Annotated in this window: 20 protein-coding genes, 5 tRNA genes, 1 other RNA gene and 1 other annotated feature; of the genes, 22 read left to right on the forward strand and 4 right to left on the reverse strand. The window is 36.2% G+C overall.

The window, feature by feature from the left end; all coding sequences use genetic code 11:
* Positions 1-18 precede the first annotated feature (18 nt).
* Together ytvI and ACPLVE_RS06255 are read right to left on the reverse strand one after the other, a co-directional pair.
* A complete protein-coding gene (gene ytvI, locus ACPLVE_RS06250) occupies positions 19-1,083 on the reverse strand; it encodes a sporulation integral membrane protein YtvI (RefSeq protein WP_424610714.1) in 1,065 nt (354 codons plus the stop codon).
* A gap of 76 nt (positions 1,084-1,159) precedes the next feature.
* Entirely contained in the window at positions 1,160-1,330 is a 171-nt protein-coding gene (locus ACPLVE_RS06255) for a hypothetical protein (protein ID WP_424610715.1), read from the reverse strand.
* A 127-nt stretch (positions 1,331-1,457) separates the two neighbouring features.
* On the opposite strand from ACPLVE_RS06255, the gene lepB reads away from it, so the two are divergent.
* The 4 genes from lepB (at position 1,458) to ACPLVE_RS06275 (ending at position 3,821) form a co-directional block, all read left to right on the forward strand.
* Complete coding sequence (lepB, locus tag ACPLVE_RS06260) at positions 1,458-1,988, forward strand: signal peptidase I (RefSeq protein ID WP_424610716.1); 531 nt, start codon at positions 1,458-1,460, stop codon at positions 1,986-1,988.
* Between the two features lie 52 nt (positions 1,989-2,040).
* Positions 2,041-2,234: a binding site (T-box leader), on the forward strand.
* Between the two features lie 39 nt (positions 2,235-2,273).
* On the forward strand, positions 2,274-3,551 hold the full coding sequence (gene serS, locus ACPLVE_RS06265) for a serine--tRNA ligase (RefSeq protein ID WP_424610717.1): 1,278 nt from the start codon (positions 2,274-2,276) through the stop codon (positions 3,549-3,551).
* Positions 3,552-3,625: 74 nt separating this feature from the next.
* Positions 3,626-3,714 (forward strand) — tRNA-Ser (locus ACPLVE_RS06270).
* A gap of 12 nt (positions 3,715-3,726) precedes the next feature.
* Positions 3,727-3,821 (forward strand) — tRNA-Ser (locus ACPLVE_RS06275).
* 51 nt (positions 3,822-3,872) lie between these two features.
* Here the strand turns inward: ACPLVE_RS06275 and ACPLVE_RS06280 are convergent.
* Positions 3,873-5,087 carry an LCP family protein gene (locus ACPLVE_RS06280; RefSeq protein WP_424610718.1) on the reverse strand — a complete coding sequence of 405 codons (1,215 nt, stop codon included), beginning with the start codon at positions 5,085-5,087 and terminating at the stop codon, positions 3,873-3,875.
* Positions 5,088-5,279: 192 nt separating this feature from the next.
* Here ACPLVE_RS06280 and ACPLVE_RS06285 point away from each other — a divergent pair, with 192 nt between their 5' ends.
* From ACPLVE_RS06285 to ACPLVE_RS06300, 4 genes are all read left to right on the forward strand, one after another.
* Positions 5,280-8,018: a UPF0182 family protein gene (locus tag ACPLVE_RS06285; RefSeq protein ID WP_424610719.1), complete on the forward strand. Its 2,739-nt coding sequence runs from the start codon at positions 5,280-5,282 to the stop codon at positions 8,016-8,018.
* 53 nt (positions 8,019-8,071) lie between these two features.
* Positions 8,072-8,148, forward strand: a tRNA-Arg gene (locus ACPLVE_RS06290).
* 240 nt (positions 8,149-8,388) lie between these two features.
* Entirely contained in the window at positions 8,389-11,001 is a 2,613-nt protein-coding gene (locus ACPLVE_RS06295; protein WP_424610720.1) for a calcium-transporting P-type ATPase, PMR1-type, read from the forward strand.
* Between the two features lie 88 nt (positions 11,002-11,089).
* The gene (locus tag ACPLVE_RS06300; protein ID WP_424610721.1) at positions 11,090-11,734 is read left to right on the forward strand and encodes a hypothetical protein; all 645 of its coding nucleotides are present in this window, start codon (positions 11,090-11,092) and stop codon (positions 11,732-11,734) included.
* Here ACPLVE_RS06300 and ACPLVE_RS06305 read toward each other — a convergent pair.
* Positions 11,721-13,418, reverse strand: coding sequence for an ABC-ATPase domain-containing protein (locus ACPLVE_RS06305; RefSeq protein ID WP_424610722.1), 1,698 nt, complete (start codon positions 13,416-13,418; stop codon positions 11,721-11,723). The genes ACPLVE_RS06300 and ACPLVE_RS06305 overlap by 14 nt on opposite strands.
* Positions 13,419-13,549: 131 nt before the next feature.
* Here ACPLVE_RS06305 and ACPLVE_RS06310 point away from each other — a divergent pair, with 131 nt between their 5' ends.
* The 14 genes from ACPLVE_RS06310 to ACPLVE_RS06375 all read left to right on the forward strand — a co-directional run bounded on the left by ACPLVE_RS06310 (position 13,550) and on the right by ACPLVE_RS06375 (position 23,651).
* Entirely contained in the window at positions 13,550-14,287 is a 738-nt protein-coding gene (locus tag ACPLVE_RS06310; RefSeq protein ID WP_424610723.1) for an SGNH/GDSL hydrolase family protein, read from the forward strand.
* Positions 14,287-15,609 carry a transglutaminase-like domain-containing protein gene (locus tag ACPLVE_RS06315; RefSeq protein WP_424610724.1) on the forward strand — a complete coding sequence of 441 codons (1,323 nt, stop codon included), beginning with the start codon at positions 14,287-14,289 and terminating at the stop codon, positions 15,607-15,609. The genes ACPLVE_RS06310 and ACPLVE_RS06315 overlap by 1 nt, the downstream gene beginning before the upstream one ends.
* 67 nt (positions 15,610-15,676) lie before the next feature.
* Positions 15,677-16,123: a tRNA adenosine(34) deaminase TadA gene (tadA, locus tag ACPLVE_RS06320; protein ID WP_424610725.1), complete on the forward strand. Its 447-nt coding sequence runs from the start codon at positions 15,677-15,679 to the stop codon at positions 16,121-16,123.
* Positions 16,124-16,127: 4 nt separating this feature from the next.
* Positions 16,128-16,218 (forward strand) — tRNA-Ser (locus ACPLVE_RS06325).
* A gap of 12 nt (positions 16,219-16,230) precedes the next feature.
* Positions 16,231-16,324: transfer RNA gene (locus ACPLVE_RS06330), tRNA-Ser, on the forward strand.
* A gap of 25 nt (positions 16,325-16,349) precedes the next feature.
* Positions 16,350-16,616: signal recognition particle sRNA large type (gene ffs / locus ACPLVE_RS06335), an RNA gene on the forward strand.
* A gap of 164 nt (positions 16,617-16,780) precedes the next feature.
* Positions 16,781-18,679, forward strand: a complete 1,899-nt coding sequence (locus tag ACPLVE_RS06340; protein ID WP_424610733.1) for an HD domain-containing phosphohydrolase — start codon at positions 16,781-16,783, stop codon at positions 18,677-18,679.
* A 94-nt stretch (positions 18,680-18,773) separates the two neighbouring features.
* On the forward strand, positions 18,774-20,333 hold the full coding sequence (gene dnaX / locus ACPLVE_RS06345; RefSeq protein WP_424610726.1) for a DNA polymerase III subunit gamma/tau: 1,560 nt from the start codon (positions 18,774-18,776) through the stop codon (positions 20,331-20,333).
* A gap of 61 nt (positions 20,334-20,394) precedes the next feature.
* Positions 20,395-20,730 (forward strand): YbaB/EbfC family nucleoid-associated protein, encoded by a 336-nt coding sequence (locus tag ACPLVE_RS06350; RefSeq protein ID WP_424610727.1) that lies wholly within the window; start codon positions 20,395-20,397, stop codon positions 20,728-20,730.
* A gap of 9 nt (positions 20,731-20,739) precedes the next feature.
* Positions 20,740-21,342: a recombination mediator RecR gene (gene recR / locus ACPLVE_RS06355; RefSeq protein ID WP_424610728.1), complete on the forward strand. Its 603-nt coding sequence runs from the start codon at positions 20,740-20,742 to the stop codon at positions 21,340-21,342.
* 138 nt (positions 21,343-21,480) lie between these two features.
* Entirely contained in the window at positions 21,481-22,653 is a 1,173-nt protein-coding gene (locus ACPLVE_RS06360; RefSeq protein ID WP_424610729.1) for an HD domain-containing phosphohydrolase, read from the forward strand.
* 50 nt (positions 22,654-22,703) lie between these two features.
* The gene (locus tag ACPLVE_RS06365; RefSeq protein WP_424610730.1) at positions 22,704-22,976 is read left to right on the forward strand and encodes a DUF2508 family protein; all 273 of its coding nucleotides are present in this window, start codon (positions 22,704-22,706) and stop codon (positions 22,974-22,976) included.
* Positions 22,977-23,029: 53 nt separating this feature from the next.
* Positions 23,030-23,302: a pro-sigmaK processing inhibitor BofA family protein gene (locus tag ACPLVE_RS06370; RefSeq protein WP_424610731.1), complete on the forward strand. Its 273-nt coding sequence runs from the start codon at positions 23,030-23,032 to the stop codon at positions 23,300-23,302.
* Positions 23,303-23,384: 82 nt separating this feature from the next.
* Entirely contained in the window at positions 23,385-23,651 is a 267-nt protein-coding gene (locus tag ACPLVE_RS06375; RefSeq protein ID WP_424610732.1) for a DUF1657 domain-containing protein, read from the forward strand.
* Positions 23,652-23,984: the final 333 nt, after the last annotated feature.

Consider the following 23,984-nt stretch of genomic DNA (forward strand, 5'->3'; position numbering starts at 1 on the left):
GGTTTATGCCCTTTCTTTTTATTTCCAAGGAGGAATTATTTCGGCTCTTTGCAAGGCTTTGAATATTACTACGAAAACAGGTCCCATTATAAGTCCTATGAACCCAAAAAGCTTAGCGCCTATGAACATTGATAGAAGGATGACGAGAGGATGAAGTCCAATTGTCACCCCTAGAATTTTTGGTTCTACCATTTGTCTTACCACCGTTATTACTCCATAGAGTATCAAAAGATAAATTCCTAAAAGATAATTTTTTGTCAGTATGTGATACAAAGCCCAAGGAATTAACACAAAACCCGAACCTAAAGCGGGCAAAAGATCTGCGACACTAATCAAAAGGCCTAGAAGAATATAATATTTTATTCCAATTATTGCGAGGCCTATTGATGCTTCAAGAAAGTTTATAAAAAGTACTATTAGGGTGGCTTTTAGATAACCAAAAGCCGTTTTCCAAAGGTCTACTTGAATGTTCTTTGCGTGTTCAGACCAATGGGGAGGAAATTGTCTTTTTATAAAGTCTAATATAAGGTATTTATCCTTGCTCATAAAAAAAGCAGATACAAGCGATATCAAGGTCATAAAGAAGAAATTTGGTAGTTTTGTTGCAAGTGCTATTAACCACCCAGCTATATTTTTAGCAAAATTAGAAAGATAATCTACAATAGTTTGAATTTCACCTTCCACAAAGGAAGTGATGTTTGGTGGCAAAGTTATGTAATAGCTTTTTACCTTTTCTATAAGATTGTTGACATAAGTATTAAGAGAAGGTGTGAAAGCGGGAGCCATTTCTGCTAGGCTGTTAAATTCGTATATAAGCTGGTATATACCCAAGACAATTGCATATGTGATTAAAGCCACTAATAAAAGAAGAAGAAAAAATGAGGCCAAACCGCGAGGAACTCGGAGTTTTTTTTCTAAGAAATTTACTCCGGGATCTATTATAACCGCAAAAATGAGTGCTACTACAAAGGGCATTAAAAATGGAATCAATTTAAATATGATGATGTAAAAGATTAAAAAGACGGATATTACTATAAAAATTTGCCTTATTATACTTCCATATTTTGCAAAAAAATTCTCCACGATGTTTCCCTCCTCACACTTATTATAATATTCGGAAATTGAAAAGTCTACTTAACAAAAAAACCGCCAGAAAATTTTAAAGGGCGGTTTTTATTTTTGCTATTTCTTTTGACTTTTGTACAAGCTCACTTCTTGTTATAATTCCCTTTTCTACTAATAAATCTATAAGGGAAATTAATGCCAGCAAATTTTTATATTCTGTGTCTTTTATTTCAGCTAAAGTGATAAGATATTCAATTTCTTTCATTTTTATCTCTCCTTTATTTTGTCCTGATTTTATTATTGACAAATATTAGCAAAATATACAGTGAGGTTAGAATTTATTTGTAATTTATGTTATAATATCATTGTACTTTCGAGTGAGGAGAGTAAGTATGAGGAAAAATACAGGGAAAGAGATATTGAGCTGGATTTTTACTATACTTCTTGCCTTTGTAATTGCGCTTTTCATAAGGACCTATATATTTGAGCTTGTAGATGTCCCTACGGGTTCAATGATGGACACAATACACATAAACGACAAATTCATTGTAAACAAATTTATATACAGATTTGAACCTGTAAAAAGAGGAGATATAGTGGTATTTCGTTTTCCAGATAATCCGAAGATTAATTTCGTAAAAAGAGTAATAGGAATAGGAGGAGATGTAATAGAAATAAAAGATGGGAAATTAATAAGAAACGGAAAGGTTGTAAATGAGCCTTATGTAAAAGAACCTATGAAAGGAAATTTTGGCCCCTATGTGGTGCCTCCAGGTCACTATTTTATGTTGGGAGACAATCGGAATGAGTCTATGGACAGTCGATTCTGGCAGCACAAATACGTATCAAAAGATCAGATTTTGGGTAAAGTAGTATTTAGAATATGGCCTCCCAGCAGAATTGGATGCATGGAAGGAAAATGAGGGTTGAAAATACTTTGATAAAGTAGTATAATAATTTAAAAAAAGTGAATAGCTTTAAGCGATGAAGGGACGAGTAGTAAGTAAAGACTTTTAAGAGAGCTGGTGGGTGGTGCGAACCAGTAAGTTTTACTTATGAAGTCCATCCCGGAGCTAGGGTGTAATGACCTTCGGGCGACCGTTAAATCATGTGGAGGGCCCAATTTTTGGGCCGAAAGAGGGTGGCAACACGGGATTCCCGTCCCTTTGTGGGACGGGAATTATTTTTAGAAAGGAGGAGGGGTGTAAGTGCTTGACATAAAATTTATAAGGAGCAATCCAGATGTAGTCAGAAGGGCTATAGAATTAAAAGGAGAAAAAGCGGATTTGGATAGGCTACTTTCATTGGATGAGAAAAGAAGAGAAATGTTGGTGGAGTTGGAAGCATTAAAAAATAAGCGGAATACAGAATCGGACAATATTGCCCGTTTAAAAAGAGAAGGTAAAGATGCGTCAGCATTGATTGCTGAAATGAAACAACTTTCAGATAAGATAAAAGACATGGAACAGGAATTGAGGGAGATAGAAGAGGAAATCGAGAGGATCCTCTGGACGATTCCCAATATTCCTCATGAGAGCGTTCCTATAGGAGAGAGCGATGAAGACAATGTAGAAGTTAGAAGGTGGGGAGAACCTAGAAAATTTGAGTTTGAACCTAAACCCCATTGGGAGATAGGCGAAGCTTTAGGAATACTGGATTTTGAGGCGGCTTCTAGGGTTACAGGGTCTCGTTTTGTCTTCTATAAAGGGCTAGGAGCAAGGCTTGAAAGGGCCTTGATAAACTTTATGCTGGACCTCCACATAGAAAAGCACGGGTATAAAGAAGTCTTTCCGCCATTCCTTGTACATAGAAGAAGCATGTTTGGCACGGGTCAGCTTCCAAAATTTGAAGAAGATGCCTTCAAAGTAGAAGGAACAGACTATTTCCTGATTCCAACTGCAGAAGTTCCTGTGACTAATCTTTACAGAGAGACTATAATAGATGGGGAGAAACTTCCTATATACCACTGCGCTTACAGTGCTTGCTTTAGGCAAGAAGCTGGAGCTGCAGGAAGAGATACCAGAGGGCTTATAAGACAGCATCAATTTGACAAAGTAGAACTGGTAAAATTTACTGAACCGGACAAATCCTACGAGGAATTAGAAAAAATGACTAAAGATGCAGAAGAGGTTTTGCAGGCTCTTGGTCTTCCTTACAGAGTAGTTGCTATATGTACAGGGGATCTGGGATTTACTGCATCTAAGAAATACGACATAGAAGTTTGGATGCCGAGTTATGGAAGATATGTAGAAATATCTTCTTGCAGCAATTGCGAGGATTTTCAAGCCAGAAGAGCTAACATAAGGTATAGGCCAAAAGGTGGAGGTAAACTACAATATGTTCACACTTTAAATGGTTCTGGAGTGGCAGTTGGGAGGACTTTTGCAGCAATTTTAGAAAACTATCAGCAGGAAGATGGGTCTGTAGTTGTGCCTGAAGTATTGAGGCCATATATGAAAGTAGACGTTATAAGAAAAGAAGAATAATTTTACAATATTTTACTGGTAGATAATATTGACAATAAGGCTGGGTTGTGATATACTTTATATCGTCCCAGCTGGGAGAGGTGTCCGAGTGGTTTAAGGAGCTGGTCTTGAAAACCAGTGACCCCGCAAGGGGCCGTGGGTTCGAATCCCACCCTCTCCGCCAGAAAGTTTTCGCGGAGAAGTACCCAAGTGGTGAAGGGGCGGTCCTGCTAAGACTGTAGGTCGGGGAAAAACCCCGGCGCGTGGGTTCGAATCCCACCTTCTCCGCCATTTATTTAAGAAAATAAAAGCTGTGAAGAGCTTCTTCACAGCTTTTTGTCTTTATTTTGATTTATCTTTACCAAGTATGACAGTTACATCTACATTTGAATCCGGAGTAATATCTTTTTCTACATGGACTATAGAAAGAGCATTTGCCACTCTTTTTGCTTTCTCTTCATCGCTTCTAGCATATACGCGGGAGGTGGAGAAAGTAGTCCCTGTTATATTTCCTATCCTTACTACATCAAAACCTTGTTTTCTAAGCATATCAGCATATTTAGAAGCAAGGCCAGGCGTATTTGTTCCATTTAAGACTTCGACTTTTATAGTCTTGTTTTTTTCTATTTCGGAAGAGTCAAAAGAAAAAATAGTTTTATCCCCCAAAAATTCTGCTACAACTTCAGGGATTTTTGTATTATCTGGAAAGAAATAACTTACCCCATCTTTATAATCCGGTTCCCCGGGCAGGGTAAAAGACCTTATGGAAGAAGGCCTGTCCTTTACGAATTGATAAGCGTACTGAGCAATTTCTGTTGCTGTGAGGTCGGTTTTCAAATGTTTGCTTACAGCTATAGCTAAAGAAGGAAGTTTTGGCAGGGTAGAAGGCTGTGTTAATTTTTTAAACAGAGCTTCTAAAAATTGGTGCTGAGCCTTTATTCTTCCCAAATCACCATCAATGTAACCATGTCTATACCTTACAAATTGTATTGCTTTTTCACCATCCAGTACCTGACGACCCTTTTTTAAATTGATGTGAAGAGGGGGATTAGAACTGTTGTCATCGTATTTCATGTCAAAAGGGATATCTACTTCTACGCCACCTATTAAATCTATCACTTTTTTGAAACCTTCGTAGTCTAAAGTAATATAGTGGTCTATGTTTATGCCAAGGAGATTTTCTACCGCTTTCTTTGTGCCGTTGATCCCTTCTTCCGCAAAGGCTGCATTTATTTTTTTATCTCCGGGAGAATTATAACCGGGCCGTGGGTAGTAGGTATCCCGTGGAATAGATATTATACTTATAGTTTTATTTTTGGGATTGTAATTGGCCACAAAAAGAGTATCACTCAAATTGTTTTCATCACTGCCAACGACCAGTATGTTCTTAGGAGAAGAATCTTCATCTTTTTTTTCTGTTGGATTGGAAGAGGATATTAAGTTATTTTCTTGGGCAGTAGGTACGTGAATATTTTTATAAAATATGTAAACGCCTATTCCGACAGAAAGTACTATTCCTAAAAGTACTATGCCCATTATTTTTGCTATTTTCTTCATTTTCTTGCCTCCCAGTGATTGTTATATCACTTACATCATATCCTAATTATATAACACTACAGTCTAATAATGTCAATTAATACAATGTTACAAATTCTTAAATTTTTATTAATTTCGCAAAGTATTTCCTTATCGGTGATGTATAAAAGTATGCTATAATTATAAAAGAGACTATTAAAAGGGGTGCTAGATTTGAAAAAGCCTAATATAAAGCTTTTACTGATGGCTTTTTTAATTTTATTGGTTATTTCTGTAGGAAAAGAAATAATAAACTTTATAGTCGACTTGCAATGGTTTTCAGATCTTAACTATCTCTCTGTATATTTTAGGAAATTTTTAGCCCAGCTAGAACTGGGCATACCCATTTTTCTAGTCACTTTTGTTTTCTTGTATTTTTACTCAGTGAAAGTGGTTAATGATTATATAAATTTTGCTCAGGATATTGTGGTGAAAAGAAGTGCAGGTAAGTATAAAAGAATAGGTGTTTACACCTCTCTTTTTGTAAGTTTTTTCGTAAGTTTGTATGCGGCTTTGAGTTGGTGGAATGACTGGCTTTTCTTTAAAAATGCTGTAAGCTATGACTATTCTGACCCTATTTTTAAAAAAGATATCAGTTTTTATGTGTTTAAATTGCCTTTTATTTATGACATTTACCATCTTCTAATAGCCATTTTAACTCTAGTGATATCTGTTACTATTATAGCTTATGTTCTTATGTACCTTTCAGATAAAACCAGATTTTATGAAATATCTGAAATAGATGGAAATCTGTTTAAAGCAATATACAATAAAGAGATTTTGGAAAAAGCTTTTAAAGAAATAGCTCCTCTTGCCGCCATATTTTTCTTGTTTTTAGCGGTTGGATATTATTTTGCTAGATTTCAGGTTTTGTATTCTACAAAAGGGAGAGTCTTCGGAGCAACGTACATAGATGTTCACGTGGTTTTACCTTTTTATTACATCCTATCTGCCGTTTCTATTGTAGTAGCTTTTTTAGTATTTGTATTTTTGATGAAGAAAAATTTAAAATATGCCATAATTTCTGTCCTTTTATTGCCACTATTTTCTCTTATAATGGCTTTAACAGAAACAGCGGTTCAAAATTTGATAGTATCTCCTAATGAGCTTGACAAAGAAAGTAGGTATATAAATTACAACATAGAATACACTCGGAAAGGTTTTGCGCTTGATAAAATAGAAGAAAAAAATTATCCTTCAAAAGAGGATTTAAATTGGGAAGTTTTACAGAAAAATCGAGCTACCATAGATAATATAATGATAAATGACTATCGTCCTGTAAAACAGGCTTATAATCAATTGCAAGCGTTAAGGCTCTATTATAAATTTAATGATATAGACATAGACAGATATACAACAAATGGTAAATATAAGCAAGTTTTTATAGCTGCTCGGGAAATAGATAAAGAAAATTTATCTTCTCAAGCTAAAACTTGGATAAACTTACACCTCAAGTACACCCACGGTTATGGAATAGTTATGTCTCTAGTAAATGATGTTACTTCTACAGGGCTTCCTGAAATGATAGTAAAAGATATTCCGCCGACTACTTCCACCGATATAAAAATAGAGACTCCTCAAATTTACTTTGGAGAACTCACTAATGACTATGTTATTGTAAACACTAAGACAGGCGAGTTTGATTATCCCTCTGGAGATAAAAATATACAGACGAATTATAATGGCACGACAGGTATTCAAATGACATTTCCCAATAGGATTCTTTTTGCTCTTTATGAAAAGGAGCCGAGGATCCTTCTTTCTGCTGACATAACAAAAGATAGCAAGATTTTGATTCACTGCAACATACTTGAAAGGGCAAAAAAGATAGCTCCTTTTCTTCTGTATGATGATGATCCATATATAGTAGTGAGCGATGGCAAGCTCTACTGGATAATAGATGCTTACACTTATTCTGCAAATTTCCCTTATTCACAACCTTATAGTAATATAGGAATTAATTATATTAGAAATTCTGTAAAAGTTGTAGTAGATGCTTATAACGGAGAAGTGGATTTTTATATCGCAGATGAAAAAGATCCCCTCATCCAGGCATATAGAAAGATTTTTACCGGTCTTTTTAAAGACATTGAAAAAATGCCGGCAGGACTCCGACAGCATATAAGATACCCACAATTTTTATTTGATATACAAACAGAAGTTTATAAGACTTACCATATGACAGATCCTCAGGTTTTTTACAATAAAGAAGATGCGTGGGACATTGCAAAAGAGAAGTTTGACAACGAAGTTCAGTATCAGGAATCCCAGTACATGATAATGAAACTGCCAGGAGAGCAAAAAGAAGAGTTTATACTGATGATACCTTATACTCCTTCAACTAAGGCTAACATGGTAGCTTGGATGGCTGCAAGGATGGATAATGACAATTATGGCAAACTGGTGGTATATAAGTTCCCCAAGAACACAATTGTGTACGGACCTTTACAAATAGAAAACATGATAGATCAAGACCCTAGTATTTCAAAAGAGCTAAGCCTATGGAACCAACAAGGTTCTACTGTAAGCAGGGGGAATTTGCTGGTAATCCCGATAGACGATTCTGTGCTTTATGTAGAGCCTCTTTATATACAATCACAAAATCAAAATGCTCTGCCTGAAGTAAAGAGAGTTATTGTAGCGTACAAGGACCAGATAGCCATGGAACCTACTTTAGAAGAATCTCTTAAGAAACTATTTTTGGGGAATGCCGCAGCTTCTGAAATTATTGAACAAACTCAAGGAAGGGGAAAGGGTTCAGTAGAAGAACAAGGAGAATTAATAATAAAAGCCCATGATACCTATGAAAAAGCCATGGAAGCAGTGAAAAAGGGAGATTGGGCTTCTTTTGGAAAGTACATGGAGGAACTCAAAGAGATTTTAAAACTTCTTAGAGAAGGAGTAAAAGATTAAAAAGATTGAAAACTAAAGTGAAATGTGCTATTATATTGATAGTAAAAATGATTGCGCCCGTAGCTCAATTGGATAGAGCGCCTGACTACGGATCAGAAGGCTGGGGGTTCGAGTCCCTCCGGGCGCACCAGTAAAATCAATGCTTTCATATTGATGCGATTTCAATGCAATTTTAGTTTCTAATTTTGTGGAGGACAAAAGTATAATTTTCTTTTCTTGGTAAAGGGGAGTAACTCTAAATCAATCAGTCGTCATGACGGCTTTTGCCCGGCTGATTGAGCAGATAATGCGAGTGAGACCTTTACTTTGTAGAATACTACAAAGTAAAGGTCTTTTTCATTTTGCAAAATTTCTGTAAGGAGGAGTGCTAATGAAAAAGTATTGGAATATGTCAATAGAAGAAATAAAAAAAGAATTAGAAACTGATGATGTGTATGGGTTGACGCAAGAGCAAGTCAATGAGAGATTGTTAAAACACGGCAAGAACATTTTGAGAGAAAAGCAAAGAAAATCTGTATTCTCTTTATTTATTGAACAGTTTAAAGATTATATGGTCCTGATCCTTATAGTTGCGTCGATTATATCTTTCTTTCTTGGGGAGACGACGGATGCGAGTATAATATTAGCTATTGTGATTTTAAATGCGTTGTTGGGAACGGTTCAGGAAAATAAAGCTGAGAAATCGCTTGAAGCTCTTAAGAAATTGTCTCAGCCCCTTGCAAAAGTAATAAGAGATGGAAAAGTAAGAGAGGTTGAAGCATCATCTCTTGTAGTAGGAGATGTAGTGTTAATAGAGGCAGGGAATATCATACCTGCAGATGGGAGACTGGTAGAGGCTAAAAATCTTAAAGTAGATGAATCAATATTGACTGGTGAGTCAGTACCTGTTGAAAAAGTTGATACAGTAATAGAAAAAGAGGATATACCTTTGGGTGACAGGTTTAATTTAGTTTACATGGGAACTACTGTTACTTACGGTAGAGGAAAATTTATTGTGACCGCTACGGGCATGGATACCGAAATGGGGAAAGTAGCCAGGTTAATAGAAAATGAAAGAGACGTTAAAACACCTCTTCAAATAAAGCTGGAAGAATTGGGTAAATATTTGGGGACAGCTGCCCTCATTATAAGTGGGATAATGTTTGGAGTAGGAGTGCTTCAAAAAAGGCCAATATTTGACATGTTTATGACGGCTGTTAGTCTTGCTGTTGCTGCGATTCCTGAGGGGCTTCCTGCCATTATAACTATTACCCTTGCTCTTGGTGTGCAGAAAATGAGCAAGAAAAATGCGATAATAAGAAAACTTCCGGCTGTAGAAACGCTTGGCAGTACAAGTGTTATTTGTTCTGACAAAACAGGAACCCTTACACAAAATAAGATGAGTGTTGTGAAGTTTTATGTTAATGATAAAAAAGTGAATGTTCAAAAAGATGAATTAAAACAAGAAGATTATTTCCTTTTAAAGAATGCTGCATTATGTACTGATGCTTTTATAGATGAGGAAGGAAAAGGAATTGGCGATCCTACGGAAGTTGCGATTGTTGCTGCGTTAAATGATTTGGTAGGCTTAAAAAAAGCCGATATAGAAAAAGAATTTCCAAGAGTTGCAGAAATACCTTTTGATTCGGATAGAAAAATGATGTCAACAATACATACAGTGGATAAAGAAGGTTTTAGATTAATTACCAAGGGAGCGCCTGATAATATCATAAAAAGGTGTAAATATATTTTGAAAGAAAATAAGATTTTACCCTTTGATGAAGTAGAAAAAAATAAACTAAGTTCTATCAACGAAGAAATGGGAAGAGAGGCTTTAAGAGTTATTGCAGTTGCGTATAAAGATATAAAAGAAATACCTGAAAATTTGAGTAGCGATGAAATGGAAAGAGATTTGATATTTATAGGGCTTATAGGTATGATAGATCCACCGCGAAGTGAAGCAAAACATTCAGTTGAGATATGCAAAAAAGCAGGAATAAAACCTGTTATGATAACAGGTGACCATAAGATAACGGCTTCTGTGATAGCGAGAGAACTTGGAATTCTTGAGGATAATGATGAAGCAGTAACAGGTGAAGACCTTGACAGAATTTCTGATGACGAGTTGGCAGAAAGGATAAAAAGAATATCTGTTTTTGCAAGGGTATCTCCTGAGCACAAAATGAGAATTGTAAAAGCGTGGCAAAAAAAAGGTGCTGTTGTGGCAATGACAGGTGATGGTGTGAATGACGCACCTGCCCTCAAACAAGCAGATATCGGAGTCGCAATGGGTATAACTGGTACTGATGTTGCAAAAGAAGCAGCAGATATGGTTTTAGCGGATGACAATTTTGCGACAATCGTTGCAGCAGTAGAAGAGGGTAGAACTATATTTGCAAATATAAAGAAAGCTATTCACTATTTATTAAGTTGCAATTTCGGTGAAATAGTTGCGCTCTTTATCGCTACAATACTAGGAATGCCAATGCCTTTAAAGCCTGTTCATATACTGTGGGTAAATCTTATAACTGATAGTCTTCCGGCACTTGCTCTTGGATTTGAACCGCCGGAAAGAGATATAATGGAGAAGAAGCCCAGGCCAAAGGGGGAGAGTATTTTTGCAGGAGGGTTAGCTTATAGAATACTTTTTGAAGGTATGTTAATTGGACTCACAACATTAATTGCTTTTATGATAGGGCTTAAACAAAATATAGAAACTGCGAGGACTATGGCTTTTGCGGTGCTTATTTTATCACAGCTTGCCCAAGCTTTAAATGTAAGGTCAGACAAGTCCATTTTTAAGATAGGATTGTTTACAAATAAGTACATGATTCTTGCTTTGATAGTGGCGATTTTGTTACAGGTTATTCTGATTGTAACTCCTTTAAACGAAGTCTTTGGACTTAAAAATATTAATGTCTATGATTGGGATATAATTATTGCAATAGCAATTTTACCTCTTTTAGTAATGGAAGTGGTTAAATTTTTCAAAAAAGCGAATTGACTTTTTATGCTAGACAAAATTAAATTGAGTGAGTATAATAGGAAAGAGCCGAATTTTAATTTAAAAATAGAGCTTGGGTGAATTTGCGATGAAGGTGGCATGGAGTGCGACCCACAGTGAGTTTTTGCTCTCAGATGGGTATTACTTTTCAGGCCTTCACAGAGAACTTTTAAAAAGAGGGATAGTGGTAGAAGAAGTAGGAGATTTTGAGAAATTGTTTCAATACGATGTGGTAATATTTAATTATCCAGAAGACCCTTTTGATGAGAAAGAGAAGATGATTATAAAAAAAGCCCTAGAAAGTGGGAAGAAGAAAATAATCTTTGCATCCCACTTTAGAAATAAAGATGAAGTTTCAGAGATTTGTAATGGGGTTACAAAGGATTACGGAATATATGTACTTCCGGAAGGCGTAAAAGAAAAGGAGTTTTATCTAGAAGAAGACCCTTTCATAATAACTACTGACCAGATTTTCCTTTATTCTGAAGGAGTAAAGGAAATAGTCTTTCCTTATGCAGCTCCTATAGAAATTAGGGACAGAGTAGAAGTAGTGTTAAAAGGGAGAAGTACCAGCTTTACAGATAGCAATGGGACTTCTCCCGTATTGATAGCACAGAAAAGTTTTGATTCTGGAAGTAAGCTTATAGTCTGTGGAAGCTGTATTTTTTGGGATAATTTTTCTCTATTTAAATTGGACAATCTGCAGTTTGTAGTAAACCTCATTTCACTTTAAAGCTTCTTAACCTGTTGATGGCTGCTGCTACTTCTTGGATTCGAGGTAGAGCTAAATTGCCTGGGTGTTTCCCATAAAATGGGGAAACTATTTCCAGGCCTTTTTCGTTTATATCCTTGAATACTGCCTTTAAAATTTCTTTCAAACTTTTTTTCTCATCTATGTATTTTTCCATGTATCGTATTATTTCTGCTATGGCATTAGTCTGGCTCTTATCTACGATTTGTTCAACATAATCAAGTTCAATTTCTTCATATCCAAGGCGTATAGTTTCTTTGTCTTTTGATTTTACTTTTTTCCCTTTTGCTCTAAGCCCTTCTTTGAGAGGTATTCGGTCTTTTACTGTAATAGGAGTGTTTCCTGACTCTATTTTCCTCTCTGTCTTTATTTCTTGTGCAATTTTCTTAGCTTCTTCAGTTACGTCAAAAGGCCTGTAATTGTGCATTTTTATGATGCAGTCTGCTACATCGAAATAATCTCCACTGCCACCCATCACCAAGATGGTAGATATTTTATTCTGCTCATAAAGTTGCTTTACCCTATCTATAAAAGGTGTAATAGGCTCTTCATCTTTGGCTATTAATTTTTGCATTCTGGCATCTCTTATCATGAAATTTGTAGCAGATGTATCCTCATCTAGAAGGAGAAGGCTGGTACCTATTTCAATAGCTTCAATTATGTTTGCTGCTTGAGAAGTACTACCGCTAGCATTTTCTGTAGAAAAAGAGGTGGTGTCCTCGCCGTTAGGTAAGTTTTTTATAAAAGCGCTTATATCTACTTTTTCTACCCGCCTTCCATCTTCTGCCCTTATTTTTACGGCATCTTCTACAGTTATTACAAATTCCCTTCCATCCCCCGGAATGTGATTGTAGATACCTCTTTCTAGGGCTTTAAGAAGGGTAGATTTTCCATGGTACCCTCCGCCGACAATAAGAGTGACTCCTTGAGGAATGCCCATTCCAGTTATTTCTCCTCTATTTGGGAGAGTTACATTGACCCTTAGACTTTCAGGGGATTTGAAAGGCACTACGTTTTTGCCCTTCAAAGGTTTGTCGCTTACGCCGCTTTCCCTTGGAAGTATTGACCCATCCGCTACAAAAGCCACAAGCCCTAATTTTTTTAGAAGATTTCTTAGATAGTCCTGGTCTTCTACAGTGGTGACCCAAAGCCATATTTTATCTAGATTTAAATTTTTCTTTAAAAGACCCTTTTCCACGATTTGAGGTATAAAATCTAAAAATTGTGTCAAAGCTCCTCTTCCATTTATTTTTCTTCCAAAAGCGGGAAGACCAACGCTCATCCTCGCTTCTATATGGTTTTCTGTTACTACCATTGCGCTTCTTTTTAATATTTCCTGTCCTCCTCTGTCTATGTATATATTACCGCTATGACCCGTTCCTTTTATTGAAGGGAGCTTTTCTATTACTTGAGCAACTGACCTTGCTAAAAAATCTTCCAGTGCTACTTGCCTAGAGGAGTTACTAAAAAACTCCTTTTCAAAGCCTGATATAGACTGGGGAATCCGTACCCTAATTCTTGAGGGTGGAGCAAAAGGGTCTGGTTGGACATGATCTATATAAAGTGTAAATTTTTCAAACTGATATTCTCCTTCTATTTCTTTATAAGCTTTATATCCCTTCCCATCGATTTTTTTTATTATTTTTTCTAGTTGTTCTTTTGTCATCTCCTTCAACTCCTTTTGCAAGTGTCTTAATAATTAGTTTAATACTTTTTAGAAATAAATTCAAAAGCTTTTGACCTTGCCTTAAAAGTGATATAATGATAGTGGGATTAAATTCCTTGAGGTGGTAAATAATGACACGAGAAAGCTATTCAATATTGCTCGCAGGAGATTCTATATCAAAAGGTGTGATATTGGAAGAAAAGAGGAATAGATACATAGTTACAGATGAAAACTATGTCAATATTGTGAAAGAAAAGATAAAAGGTACGGTTAAGAATATATCTAAGTTTGGAGCAACTATTTTAAAAGGGATAGAAATGGTGGATAGGGAATTTAAAAAAGAAAAGCCCGATATAATTGTATTAGAATTTGGAGGAAATGACTGCGATTTTAACTGGGAGGAAGTAGCTAAAAAACCCGGTGAAGAACATTTTCCCAAAACCGGTTATCATCTATTCATTCAAAAACTTAAAGAAATCATCGAATTCTCTCGCGATTTTGGAGTAATTCCTGTGCTTATGACCTTACCTCCTTTGGATGCAGATAGGTATCTTAAATGGATCAGTAAAATGAACAAAGAAATGGAGCAAAATATCCTTACATGGCTTGGTAGTGTGACGAAAATATATTGGTGGCATGAAAAATACGATTCAGCAATACGGATGGTGGCAGAACATACAAATACTCTTTTGATAGATTTACGAACGGCTTTTTTACATCAATCTGATTTTAGAAATTTCCTCTGCAAAGATGGGATTCATCCGAATGAAGAGGGGCATAAAATAATGGCTTCGAAAATAATTGAATATTTAGAGTGTCATTATCCTTATATTTTAAAGAACTTTAAAAATATGAGAGGGGGATTTTAATGGATTTTATGAATGTACCTCTTCCGGAAGAGATCGAAAGAGAGGAGGGATTAGGGAATTATGACAGGGCTTTAAAGCTTATTGACGGATGGCTAAAGAAGGACATTCCTACGTGGCTTAAAAAAAGACTTGACTTTGAAAAGTATAGGATAAAACTTCTTCTTTCAAGCTACCCTTACGTGGAAGAGGAGGCAATTGAAAGAGGAAAAGAAATAATAAAGGATTTTACTGAAGAGGAGTTTTATGAGCTTTTTAAAGAAGGGCTTATTGATTACATCGTTGTGGATGGAGTGAAAAAGTATGAAAGAAGGTATGCATACAATATAGGCTATGCTCTTCCTGAGTATAAAGAGAGGATAAAAAGGTCTGAAAGCATAGAAAAGGACAGAAAATTACTCGAGGATAGGCTTAGTAGTCTGATAAAAGGAGATAAGCCAGAGGAATATAGAATTAAAGCGCGGTTAAGTTTAAAAGTACAAGAGGATGTAAAAGATGAGGTAAGAGTATGGCTTCCTTTCCCTAAAGAAGAGTTTCAGCAAAAAGATGTGAAACTTATATCAAAGAGCCATGAAAAATACATACTTGCTCCCAGTGAAGCTCCTCAAAGGACGATTTACTTTGAAGGGAAAAGCTCGGAGGAGTATTTTGTGGAATTTGAATATACCATAACAGAGTGGGTAAATAAAGTGGAACCTGAAAAAATCCCAGAAGCAAAGGGCAGTGTTTTTCTAGAAGAACAACCTCCGCACATAGTTTTTACTCCTTATCTTAAAAAGCTTGCTTACGAAATTGTAGGAGATGAGAAGAATCCATATTATAAAGCTAAAAAAGTATACGATTGGATTACTTTAAATGTAAATTATTCTTACGTTAAACCTTACGCCATTTATGACAATATATCTCAGTTTGTCGCTTCTAATTTGAAGGGGGATTGCGGTTTTCAAGCACTTTTATTCATAACCCTCTGTAGAATTGTGGGGGTACCTGCAAGATGGCAGTCTGGATGGTACATAAGTCCCTTCTTTACATCTCCCCATGATTGGGCGCTGTTTTTTGTACCACCTTACGGCTGGTTGCCTGCAGACCTTTCTTTTGGAGGCCGTTACAAGACGAAGGAAGAGTTTCGCAATTTCTACTTTGGGAATTTGGATGGGTTTAGAATGGTGGCTAATAGTGATTTTATGAAAGATTTTATTCCATCTAAAACTCATTGGAGAAGTGACCCTTGTGATAACCAGGTAGGTGAAGTGGAGACAGTGTATAACAATATTTACAATTTTTTATATGAAATAAATATTTTGGAGTTTAATTCCACAAATTAATGATTGTGTTCACTTGACATGTGAGAGATTCTCTGATAAAATACATTCATGCAGAGAGTGAAAAGCAATGGCAAATAAATTTATGGAGGAGGCCTTGAAAGAAGCTAAAAAAAGCTTCGAATTAGGCGAAGTTCCTGTCGGAGCTGTCATAGTGAAAGATGGGGAAATAATAGCAAGAGGACATAATCAAAAAGAATCGTCAAACGATGCGACAGCTCATGCAGAAATAATTGCCATAAGAGAAGCCTGCAAAAGGTTGGGGAGTTGGAGGCTTGAAGATTGTAGCCTATATGTTACCATGGAGCCCTGCCCTATGTGTGCGGGTGCTATTGTAGAAGCCCGAATAAAAAGGGTTTATATAGGGACAGAGAGTCCGAAAACAGGAGCAGCTGGTTCTGTAATAAATATCTTAAATAATAAAGATCTGGGAACTAACACCGAAGTTTACTTTGGAATAATGGAAGAAGAAGCTAAAGAACTCTTAAAGAAGTTTTTTGAAAATTTAAGAGAGTAAGTGCGGAGAGATGGCTGAGTGGTCGAAAGCGCTCGCCTCGAAAGCGAGTGGGCGAATTTTTCGCCTCGAGGGTTCAAATCCCTCTCTCTCCGCCATTAAAAGACCGCGGAGAGATGACCGAGTGGTCGAAGGTGCACGACTGGAAATCGTGTGTACCCCTAAAAAGGGGTACCGAGGGTTCGAATCCCTCTCTCTCCGCCATTTAATTTAGAAAAGCAAATTGGGGCCGTACTAGACGGGGAGGTAGCGGTGCCCTGTAACCTGCAACCCGCTATAGCAGGGTCGAATTCCCAGGCTGAGGCCTTGTCTTTGTAAGGTCTGGCGCAAGTAAGTGGCGTTGATACTTGAGTCCTGCGCAACGGAGATTTGCAAACCCCGTCAGGTCCGGAAGGAAGCAGCGGTAAGCAAACACCTCCGTGTGCCGCAGGGGCGCTTGAGTGGAGCTAACTGCTTGCGTAACGCTTATGGGGACGGGTCGAAGCTGGGTGTACGGCCCCTATATTTATGCCCTTTTAATGTAAAAATTTTACTTATTTTCCTTTAAAAATCTTTAAACATTTGCTCCTTTATCTAAAATTAATAGCTTAAGATTGAGATTTTTTTGCCGAAATAAAATGAGGGGTATATATTTTCACATAAGAGAAAATGGAGGAGCTTATGTTTAGAAAAGAGTATAGGAGGAAGCTTTTTCTGGTTTTGACTGGACTCTCGGCTTTGGTGTATTTTTTATCTCTTTTGCATTTTTTATCAGGCACTGAAAGAAGGCTTTTCATAGGTGGATTAATTTTAGTGTTGTCTGTAACCTTATCTGGATTGTTAGCGAAAAGGTTATCTGAGCCTGTGGAAAAATTGAAAGAAGGGGTGAAAAGGGTAGCCGAAGGAGATTTTAGTTATCGCTTAGAATTGAAATCCTCACAGGAGTTTAAGGAACTTTCAGAAAATTTCAATTTCATGGCGGAAAGACTCGCAGAAGCTTATGACAAGTTAAAAGAGCAGACAGAGAGCCTTATAAAGCAAAATGAGGAATTGCAGGAGTTTAATGCGGAATTAGAAGCTTCTTATGAGCAGTTAGAGGCTTTGACTCATGAACTTGAGCTTTCCGAAAGAAAATATCGATTTTTAGTGGAAAATATAAGGGATATTTTATGGGTGACTGATAAGGAATTTAAGATTGAGTTTGTAAATTCTAGAGTAGTAAGATATCTTAACTATACACCTCAAGAATTAATTGGAGAAAGCCTTTTTAAGATAGTAGATGAAGAATCAAAAGATACTTTAAAGAACATGCTGGAAGGAAAAGTTAGGTTTGCAGAAATAGGTTTTCGAACGAAAGACGGGCTTTTGGTTTTAACGGAGACTCAGGTGAAAAGGTTAAAAGTCGGAGAAGAAATTATAGGTTTGCAGGGCATTTCAAGGGATATTACCGAGACTTACTATATAAAAAAGCAAATTGAGGAAAAGAACAACGAAATCCTTGCTATAAGCGATGTAGGCAGATTGATCATTTCTGGTAGTGACATGAAGGAAGTTTTAGAAACTATTGTAGAGAAAATAGCCGGCCTTTTGAATTCTCCTCTTTGTACTGTAAGAGAGTATAATGCTGCTTCAAGAAAATTTGTATTGTTGGCCAAAGGGGGAGAATTAAAAAATTATCCGGTTTCTGAAGAGATAAGACTGACGGAAAAAGACATTGAGGAGTTAGTAACTTCGAAAGAGATAAAGATAAAAGATGTTGATGAGTTCCCTCATAGTGAAAGAATAGACCCTATCTTTAAAAGTAGGGGCGTGTATTCTGTAGTAGTGGTTCCTTTAATCTTTAGAAGCGAAACAAAAGGTATTTTTACTGTATGGGCTTCTACTAATACGGTTAAAAACATGAGCTTATTAAGATCTGTTGCCAGTGCTATTTCTTTAGCAATGGAAAATTCTAAACTTTATGAGGAAATAAAAAAGGTATACATTAAAACTATAGAGGCCCTGGCCTATGCCATAGAAGCAAAGGACGTCCACACAAAAGGTCATTCGATGAGAGTGTCTCAATATGCGGCTTTGATAGGGGAATATATGGGATTTCCCAGAGAAAAGGTTGAACAATTGAGAATTGCAGGTATTTTACACGATATAGGGAAAATCGGAATAAAAGATTCTATTCTCTTGAAGAAGGGGAAATTGACAGTACAAGAATACGAGATAATGAAATTGCATCCGGAGATAGCGAGAAAAATATTGGCTCCGATAGACTTGCCTAAAGAGATAATTGAGGCGGTTGCCAAACATCATGAAAGATATGATGGTAAAGGTTATCCCTATGGATTAAAAGGAGAGGAGATACCAAAAGAAGCTGCAATTTTAGGGGTTGCTGATGCTTTTGATGCGATGACCTCTGACAGAGCTTATAGAAAAGGCATGAGCATAGAAGAAGCAATAAATGAAGTTTTAAAAAATAAGGGTACCCAATTTCATCCCGATGTGGTGGATGCTTTGATATCTATATATATAAATGAAAGGCACAGATTAGAAGAGATAAAAAATCAAGTTTTAGAATCTGCTTCTTAACTCGGCTTTATCAAGAAGCCGAGTTTTTATTTTGAAAAGGTATAGCGAAGGAGAAGTTTTTTTGCTACAATTTAATATAACGGGGTGTTAGCGTATGTATCAGTCTTTGTACAGAAAATACAGGCCAAAAAGTTTTAGTGAAGTAGTAGGACAGGACCATATAGTAAGAACTTTGAAAAATCAAATAAAACTGGGCAGAATAGGGCATGCTTATCTTTTCACCGGAACAAGAGGGACGGGGAAAACTAGTGTAGCGAAAATTTTTGCAAAAGCCGTCAACTGCTTAAATCCAAAAGATGGAGAACCATGTAATTCCTGCGAAGTATGCCAAGCGATAAATACTGGATCAACTATGGACGTACTAGAAATAGATGCTGCTTCTAATAATAGTGTAAATGACGTAAGAGAGCTTAGGGAATCAGTAATTTATTCTCCTTCTTTGACAAAGTACAAAGTATATATAATAGATGAAGTGCATATGCTTTCTACAGGAGCCTTTAACGCACTTTTAAAGACTTTAGAAGAACCTCCTCAGCATGTGATATTCATACTTGCTACTACTGAGCCCGAAAAACTGCCCGATACTATTCTTTCCCGCTGTCAAAGATTTGATTTTAAAAAGATACCTACAAAACAAATCGTAGAGAACTTGGGGAGGATTTGTAAAGATAGCGGGATACAAATTGAGTATAATGGAATAAAAGCTATTGCCCTTTACGGAAATGGCTCAATGAGAGATGCTATAAGTCTTTTAGAGCAATCTGCCTCTTATAAAGAAGGGCTCATTACCTATGAGGATGTTTGTGAGATATTAGGAATTGCAAACCAGGAGATGCTTTTTTCTTTGCTGGATAGTTTGTACGAGAAAGATGCTTTGGCTTCTCTTATTAATTTGGACAAAATACTGTCTTATGGAATAGACCTGGGTAACTTTTTGAGGTCTTTCACTTATCTTTTAAGAGACATGGTTATTTACAAGACAGGTGGAGATGACCTTAGTGACATCATATATGGAGATTATGATACTATTAAGGAAAAATCTCAGAAATATACGTTGGAATTTTTGACAAATGCTTTAGAAAGATTTACTTCTTTGCAGAGAGAAATAAGATATGCTGTTTCGCCTGTTACTTTACTTGAGCTAACTATTTTGAAGATGATAAAGCCAGAGATTTCTCATGACATGGCTAGTTTGATTGCGAGGATAGAAAATCTAGAAAAAAAGATGTATAAGGGAGATGAGATAAAGGGAAAAAAAGAAGTTGCAGTGACGACCGAGGAAAAGGTTTCTGAAAAAACGGAAAATGGTGCTGGAATATCTGAAATGCAGGAAAAAAGTTTGGACTTAAAAAAAGTATGGCCAGAAGTAAAAGGAGTTGTCAAGAAAGATAGGATGATCCTTTTTACCTTTTTAGAGAAAGGTTCTCCTAAATGGGAAAGCGGGAAAATTGTTATAGAGTATTCAGAAGAAGAGGCTCTTTTGGTGGAGGAATTGAAAAAACCGGAGAACAAATCACTCATCGATAATGCAGTAGAAAAGGTTGTAGGAAAGAAAATCCCTGTTGAGTTTGTTGTGAAAAAAAAAGAAGAGGACCTTTTGATTGACCAGGTTAAAAAAATTTTTGGTGAAGGTATTGACATAGAGGTGATATAGAGCAAGGTGCACGTAAATTGCATATTTTTAAAATAAAGTAGAAAAATTAGGAGGTAGCGAAATGGCAAAAGGTGGTTTTCCAGGAGGATTCAATATCAACAACATGATAAAGCAGGCGCAGCAGATGCAAGAAGAAATAAAGAAGATGCAAGAAGAGCTGATGCAAAAAACGGTGGAGGGAACTTCGGGAGGAGGTATGGTTAAAGCTGTAGCGAATGGTAGAAAAGAGCTTGTGAGCATAACCATAAATCCTGAAGTGGTGGATAAGGAGGATGTAGAAACTTTAGAAGATCTAGTATTAGCCGCTGTAAATCAGGCTTTGAGGAATGCGGAGGAGATGATTGCTTCCGAAATGGCCAAAATAACGGGAGGATTTAATATTCCAGGCTTGTTTTGAGGTGAAAAAATGAGTTATTATTCTACTTCTATAGCAAAACTTATAGAAGAATTTTCCAAATTACCGGGGATAGGCCCTAAAACTGCTCAAAGGTTGGCTTTCTTCATAATAAATATGCCATTGGAGGAAGTTAGAAACCTTTCTCAAGCTATTATAGAAGCAAAAGAAAAATTAAGATATTGTAAGATTTGCTTTAATATAACTGATAAAGAAATATGTGATATCTGCAGTGATGAAAATAGAGACCATTCTACTATATGTGTTGTTTCCCATCCGATGGATGTAGTAGCGATGGAAAAGGTTAAAGAGTATAGGGGAGTATATCATGTGCTGCATGGTGTTATTTCCCCTATAGAAGGTGTAGGGCCGGAAGATATAAGATTGAAGGAGCTACTGGAAAGAGTGAAAAAGGGCAATATAAAAGAAGTAATACTTGCTACAAATCCGGATATAGAAGGAGAAGCTACTGCAATGTATATAGCAAAACTCTTAAAGCCCTTTGGGGTTAAGGTGACAAGGATTGCCCACGGTATACCTGTGGGAGGGGATTTGGAATATACAGATGTAGTTACTCTTTCGAGAGCGCTTGAGGGAAGAAGAGAAATACTTTAAATTCCTCAACAGGTACAAACCTGTTGGGGAATTTTTTATTAATTTTTAGAATAATGTCGAAAATTGTCTATGCACTTTTAGAAAATTAATGTATAATATTATCAGATGAAAAGAATTATTAGTTAGGAGGAATAAAATGTGAATTTAAGTTATAACAATCTATTATCAGCTTTTTCTCTAGCTCTTGACGTTCAAGAATATAAAAACATGGGACATGCAAGAAGGGTTGCATATGTTTCTCTCAGAATTTCAGAAACATTGGGACTTGACGAGGAAGAGAGGAAAAAAATCTATTACTCTGCTCTTTTACACGATGTAGGTAAAGGCGATATATATGAAGATTTTTATACGGATGAGTGGTGGAAACACGCTGATAGGGGTAGCAAAATTGTCTTAAAATTGCCATTTGGGGAGAAATTTTCAGAAATTATAAGGTATCACCATGAAAATTATGACGGAAGTGGATATTTCAGATTAAAAGGTGATGAAATTCCATTAGGAGCTCAGATAGTCTTTATTTCTGACCAATTTGACATACGCTATATTGCTATGGCCCAAAAGGAAAGGGAGTATAATATAAGAGAAGACCTGAAACAGTGCATAAAGGATAATGAAGGAAAGATGTTTAATCCCTTGGTTTCGAAGGCATTACTTGATCTTATGAAGCAAGAGAAGTTTTGGCTTGATTATAAGTTTTTTGACATGAAGAGCATTTTAAAAAAAATGGAACCTAAAGACGTGATTACGATAGGAATAGAGGAATTAGAGAATATAGCGGAGGCTTTTGCAGATATAATAGATACAAGGAGCCGTTTTACTTACACGCATTCTAGAGGAATTTCAAATTTAGCCTATCAAATGGCTAAAGTATCAGGATATGATGAAGAAACCTGCAGGAAAATAAAAGTTGCGGGACTTTTGCATGATTTAGGGAAATTGGCGGTGCCTAATTCTATACTTGATAAACCTGGGAAACTTACAGAAGAAGAATTTATGATAATGAAATCTCACGTTTATTATACAAAAATAATTTTGAAAGAGATTGATGGAATAGACGATATAGCCGAATGGGCAGCAAATCATCACGAGAAACTTGATGGGAGTGGATATCCTGAAGGGTTGAAAGGATACGAAATGGGAGATATTGATAAACACCTTGCTGTATGCGATATATTTCAAGCTTTGACGGAGGATAGGCCCTACAGAAAGGGGATGAACACCATGGAGGCTATAAGGATTATTGAAAAAGAAGTAAAAAATGGAAAGCTAAATGAAGAGTCTCTGGAGATTTTGAAAAAAGTGGTTTTTTGAAGGTATACTCAACCGTATTTTAGGAAATAATACGGTTGAGGAGGGATTATATGGGCATACTTTTCGATTATTTAAAAGAAATGGCAGCTACCAAAAATACATACGACTACAATATAGACGAAATGCAGTTAGTGGATGAGGTCAGACGAACGATAAAGGAGCTTAATGAAGCGGAAATTTATTTTCACAATGTTACAGACCCTGATTTGGTAGATTACGCTATATACAGGTTAGAAAGTCTAAAAAGAAAGTACATATACTTAATAAAAAAAGCAAAAAAGGAAGGAATTAATTTTGATAATTTTTCTTCTCTCTTATCATAATTTGTCCTCCCCCTAAGTATAAATATAACAGTAAACTCTTAGGGGGTTTTATTATGAACATAAGCATCGAATATAATATAATAATAGCGTATTTGATAGGTTTGTTCTTACTTTATTTCTTAGGCTGGCTCTTGGTAGTGCCTCGTAAAATTTTGATTAGAATTATATTAAATGGCATCATAGGAGGTATAGTTCTCTTTTTCATAAATATAGTAGGAAAACCTTTTGACATATCAATAGCTGTAAACCCTGTGACTGCGCTTGTAGCTGGTTTTTTAGGGATACCAGGGATAATTTTACTTATAATTCTTAAGTATATTGTTTGAATTTAGTACAGAAATAGACAGTTTAAATCCCTCTTCTTTTTGAAATAATAAGTTTTGAAAAAAGACAAAAGGAGGATTGTTTATGACTGTCAAAAGTGATATAGAAAAGGCTATAGCATCGGCGCAGGCGGCACTTGGAACTTATGCTCAATTTGCCAGTGCTACAGAAGATCCGGCTGCTAAACAAATGTTTCAACAGATGCAACAGGACATGCAGAGACATGTGACGATGCTCACTAATAGATTGAATTATCTTAATACAAATAATAAGTTAAATCAGCAACCGCAAGTTTCTCAGCAAGCTACGCAGCAGAATCAGCAAAATGTGCTCACGAATAAAAAACAATAAAAGGAGGCCTTGTGCCTCCTTTTATTAAGATAAGGTTTACGCAGATAAAGGGAATAAAAATGAGTATATAGCTAAAAGGGGTCGAAATTAAGGATTAAATGGCTGGTATTTGAGATTAATAGGTTTTTTTAAAAGTTGAGCTGAACTTATAATTATGATACAATACAACTACATGTTTGAGCATTATTGTTTTTTTGTTCTAGTTGACAAAGACTTAAATTTATGATATGATAAAAAAGCTTTATAGAGGGACCTTGAAAAGTGGACAGCGAGGCAGATAAGGAAGTTTTAGAGGGATTAGCTGGAGAGTTTGATCCTGGCTCAGGACGAACG

It is taken from the genome of Caldanaerobacter sp. (assembly GCF_049701115.1).
Classification (GTDB): domain Bacteria; phylum Bacillota; class Thermoanaerobacteria; order Thermoanaerobacterales; family Thermoanaerobacteraceae; genus Thermoanaerobacter.

Coding starts and splice junctions, on each gene's coding strand:
- ACPLVE_RS06295 (WP_424610720.1), top strand. CDS start 8,389: ATGAAAAAGTATTGGAATATGTCAATAGAAGAAATAAAAAAAGAATTA.
- ACPLVE_RS06280 (WP_424610718.1), bottom strand. CDS start 5,087: ATGAAGAAAATAGCAAAAATAATGGGCATAGTACTTTTAGGAATAGTA.
- tadA (WP_424610725.1), top strand. CDS start 15,677: ATGGCAAATAAATTTATGGAGGAGGCCTTGAAAGAAGCTAAAAAAAGC.
- recR (WP_424610728.1), top strand. CDS start 20,740: ATGAGTTATTATTCTACTTCTATAGCAAAACTTATAGAAGAATTTTCC.
- lepB (WP_424610716.1), top strand. CDS start 1,458: ATGAGGAAAAATACAGGGAAAGAGATATTGAGCTGGATTTTTACTATA.
- ACPLVE_RS06305 (WP_424610722.1), bottom strand. CDS start 13,418: ATGACAAAAGAACAACTAGAAAAAATAATAAAAAAAATCGATGGGAAG.
- ACPLVE_RS06300 (WP_424610721.1), top strand. CDS start 11,090: ATGAAGGTGGCATGGAGTGCGACCCACAGTGAGTTTTTGCTCTCAGAT.
- ACPLVE_RS06315 (WP_424610724.1), top strand. CDS start 14,287: ATGGATTTTATGAATGTACCTCTTCCGGAAGAGATCGAAAGAGAGGAG.
- ACPLVE_RS06350 (WP_424610727.1), top strand. CDS start 20,395: ATGGCAAAAGGTGGTTTTCCAGGAGGATTCAATATCAACAACATGATA.
- ACPLVE_RS06310 (WP_424610723.1), top strand. CDS start 13,550: ATGACACGAGAAAGCTATTCAATATTGCTCGCAGGAGATTCTATATCA.
- ACPLVE_RS06255 (WP_424610715.1), bottom strand. CDS start 1,330: ATGAAAGAAATTGAATATCTTATCACTTTAGCTGAAATAAAAGACACA.
- ACPLVE_RS06370 (WP_424610731.1), top strand. CDS start 23,030: ATGAACATAAGCATCGAATATAATATAATAATAGCGTATTTGATAGGT.
- ACPLVE_RS06340 (WP_424610733.1), top strand. CDS start 16,781: ATGTTTAGAAAAGAGTATAGGAGGAAGCTTTTTCTGGTTTTGACTGGA.
- ACPLVE_RS06375 (WP_424610732.1), top strand. CDS start 23,385: ATGACTGTCAAAAGTGATATAGAAAAGGCTATAGCATCGGCGCAGGCG.
- dnaX (WP_424610726.1), top strand. CDS start 18,774: ATGTATCAGTCTTTGTACAGAAAATACAGGCCAAAAAGTTTTAGTGAA.
- ACPLVE_RS06365 (WP_424610730.1), top strand. CDS start 22,704: ATGGGCATACTTTTCGATTATTTAAAAGAAATGGCAGCTACCAAAAAT.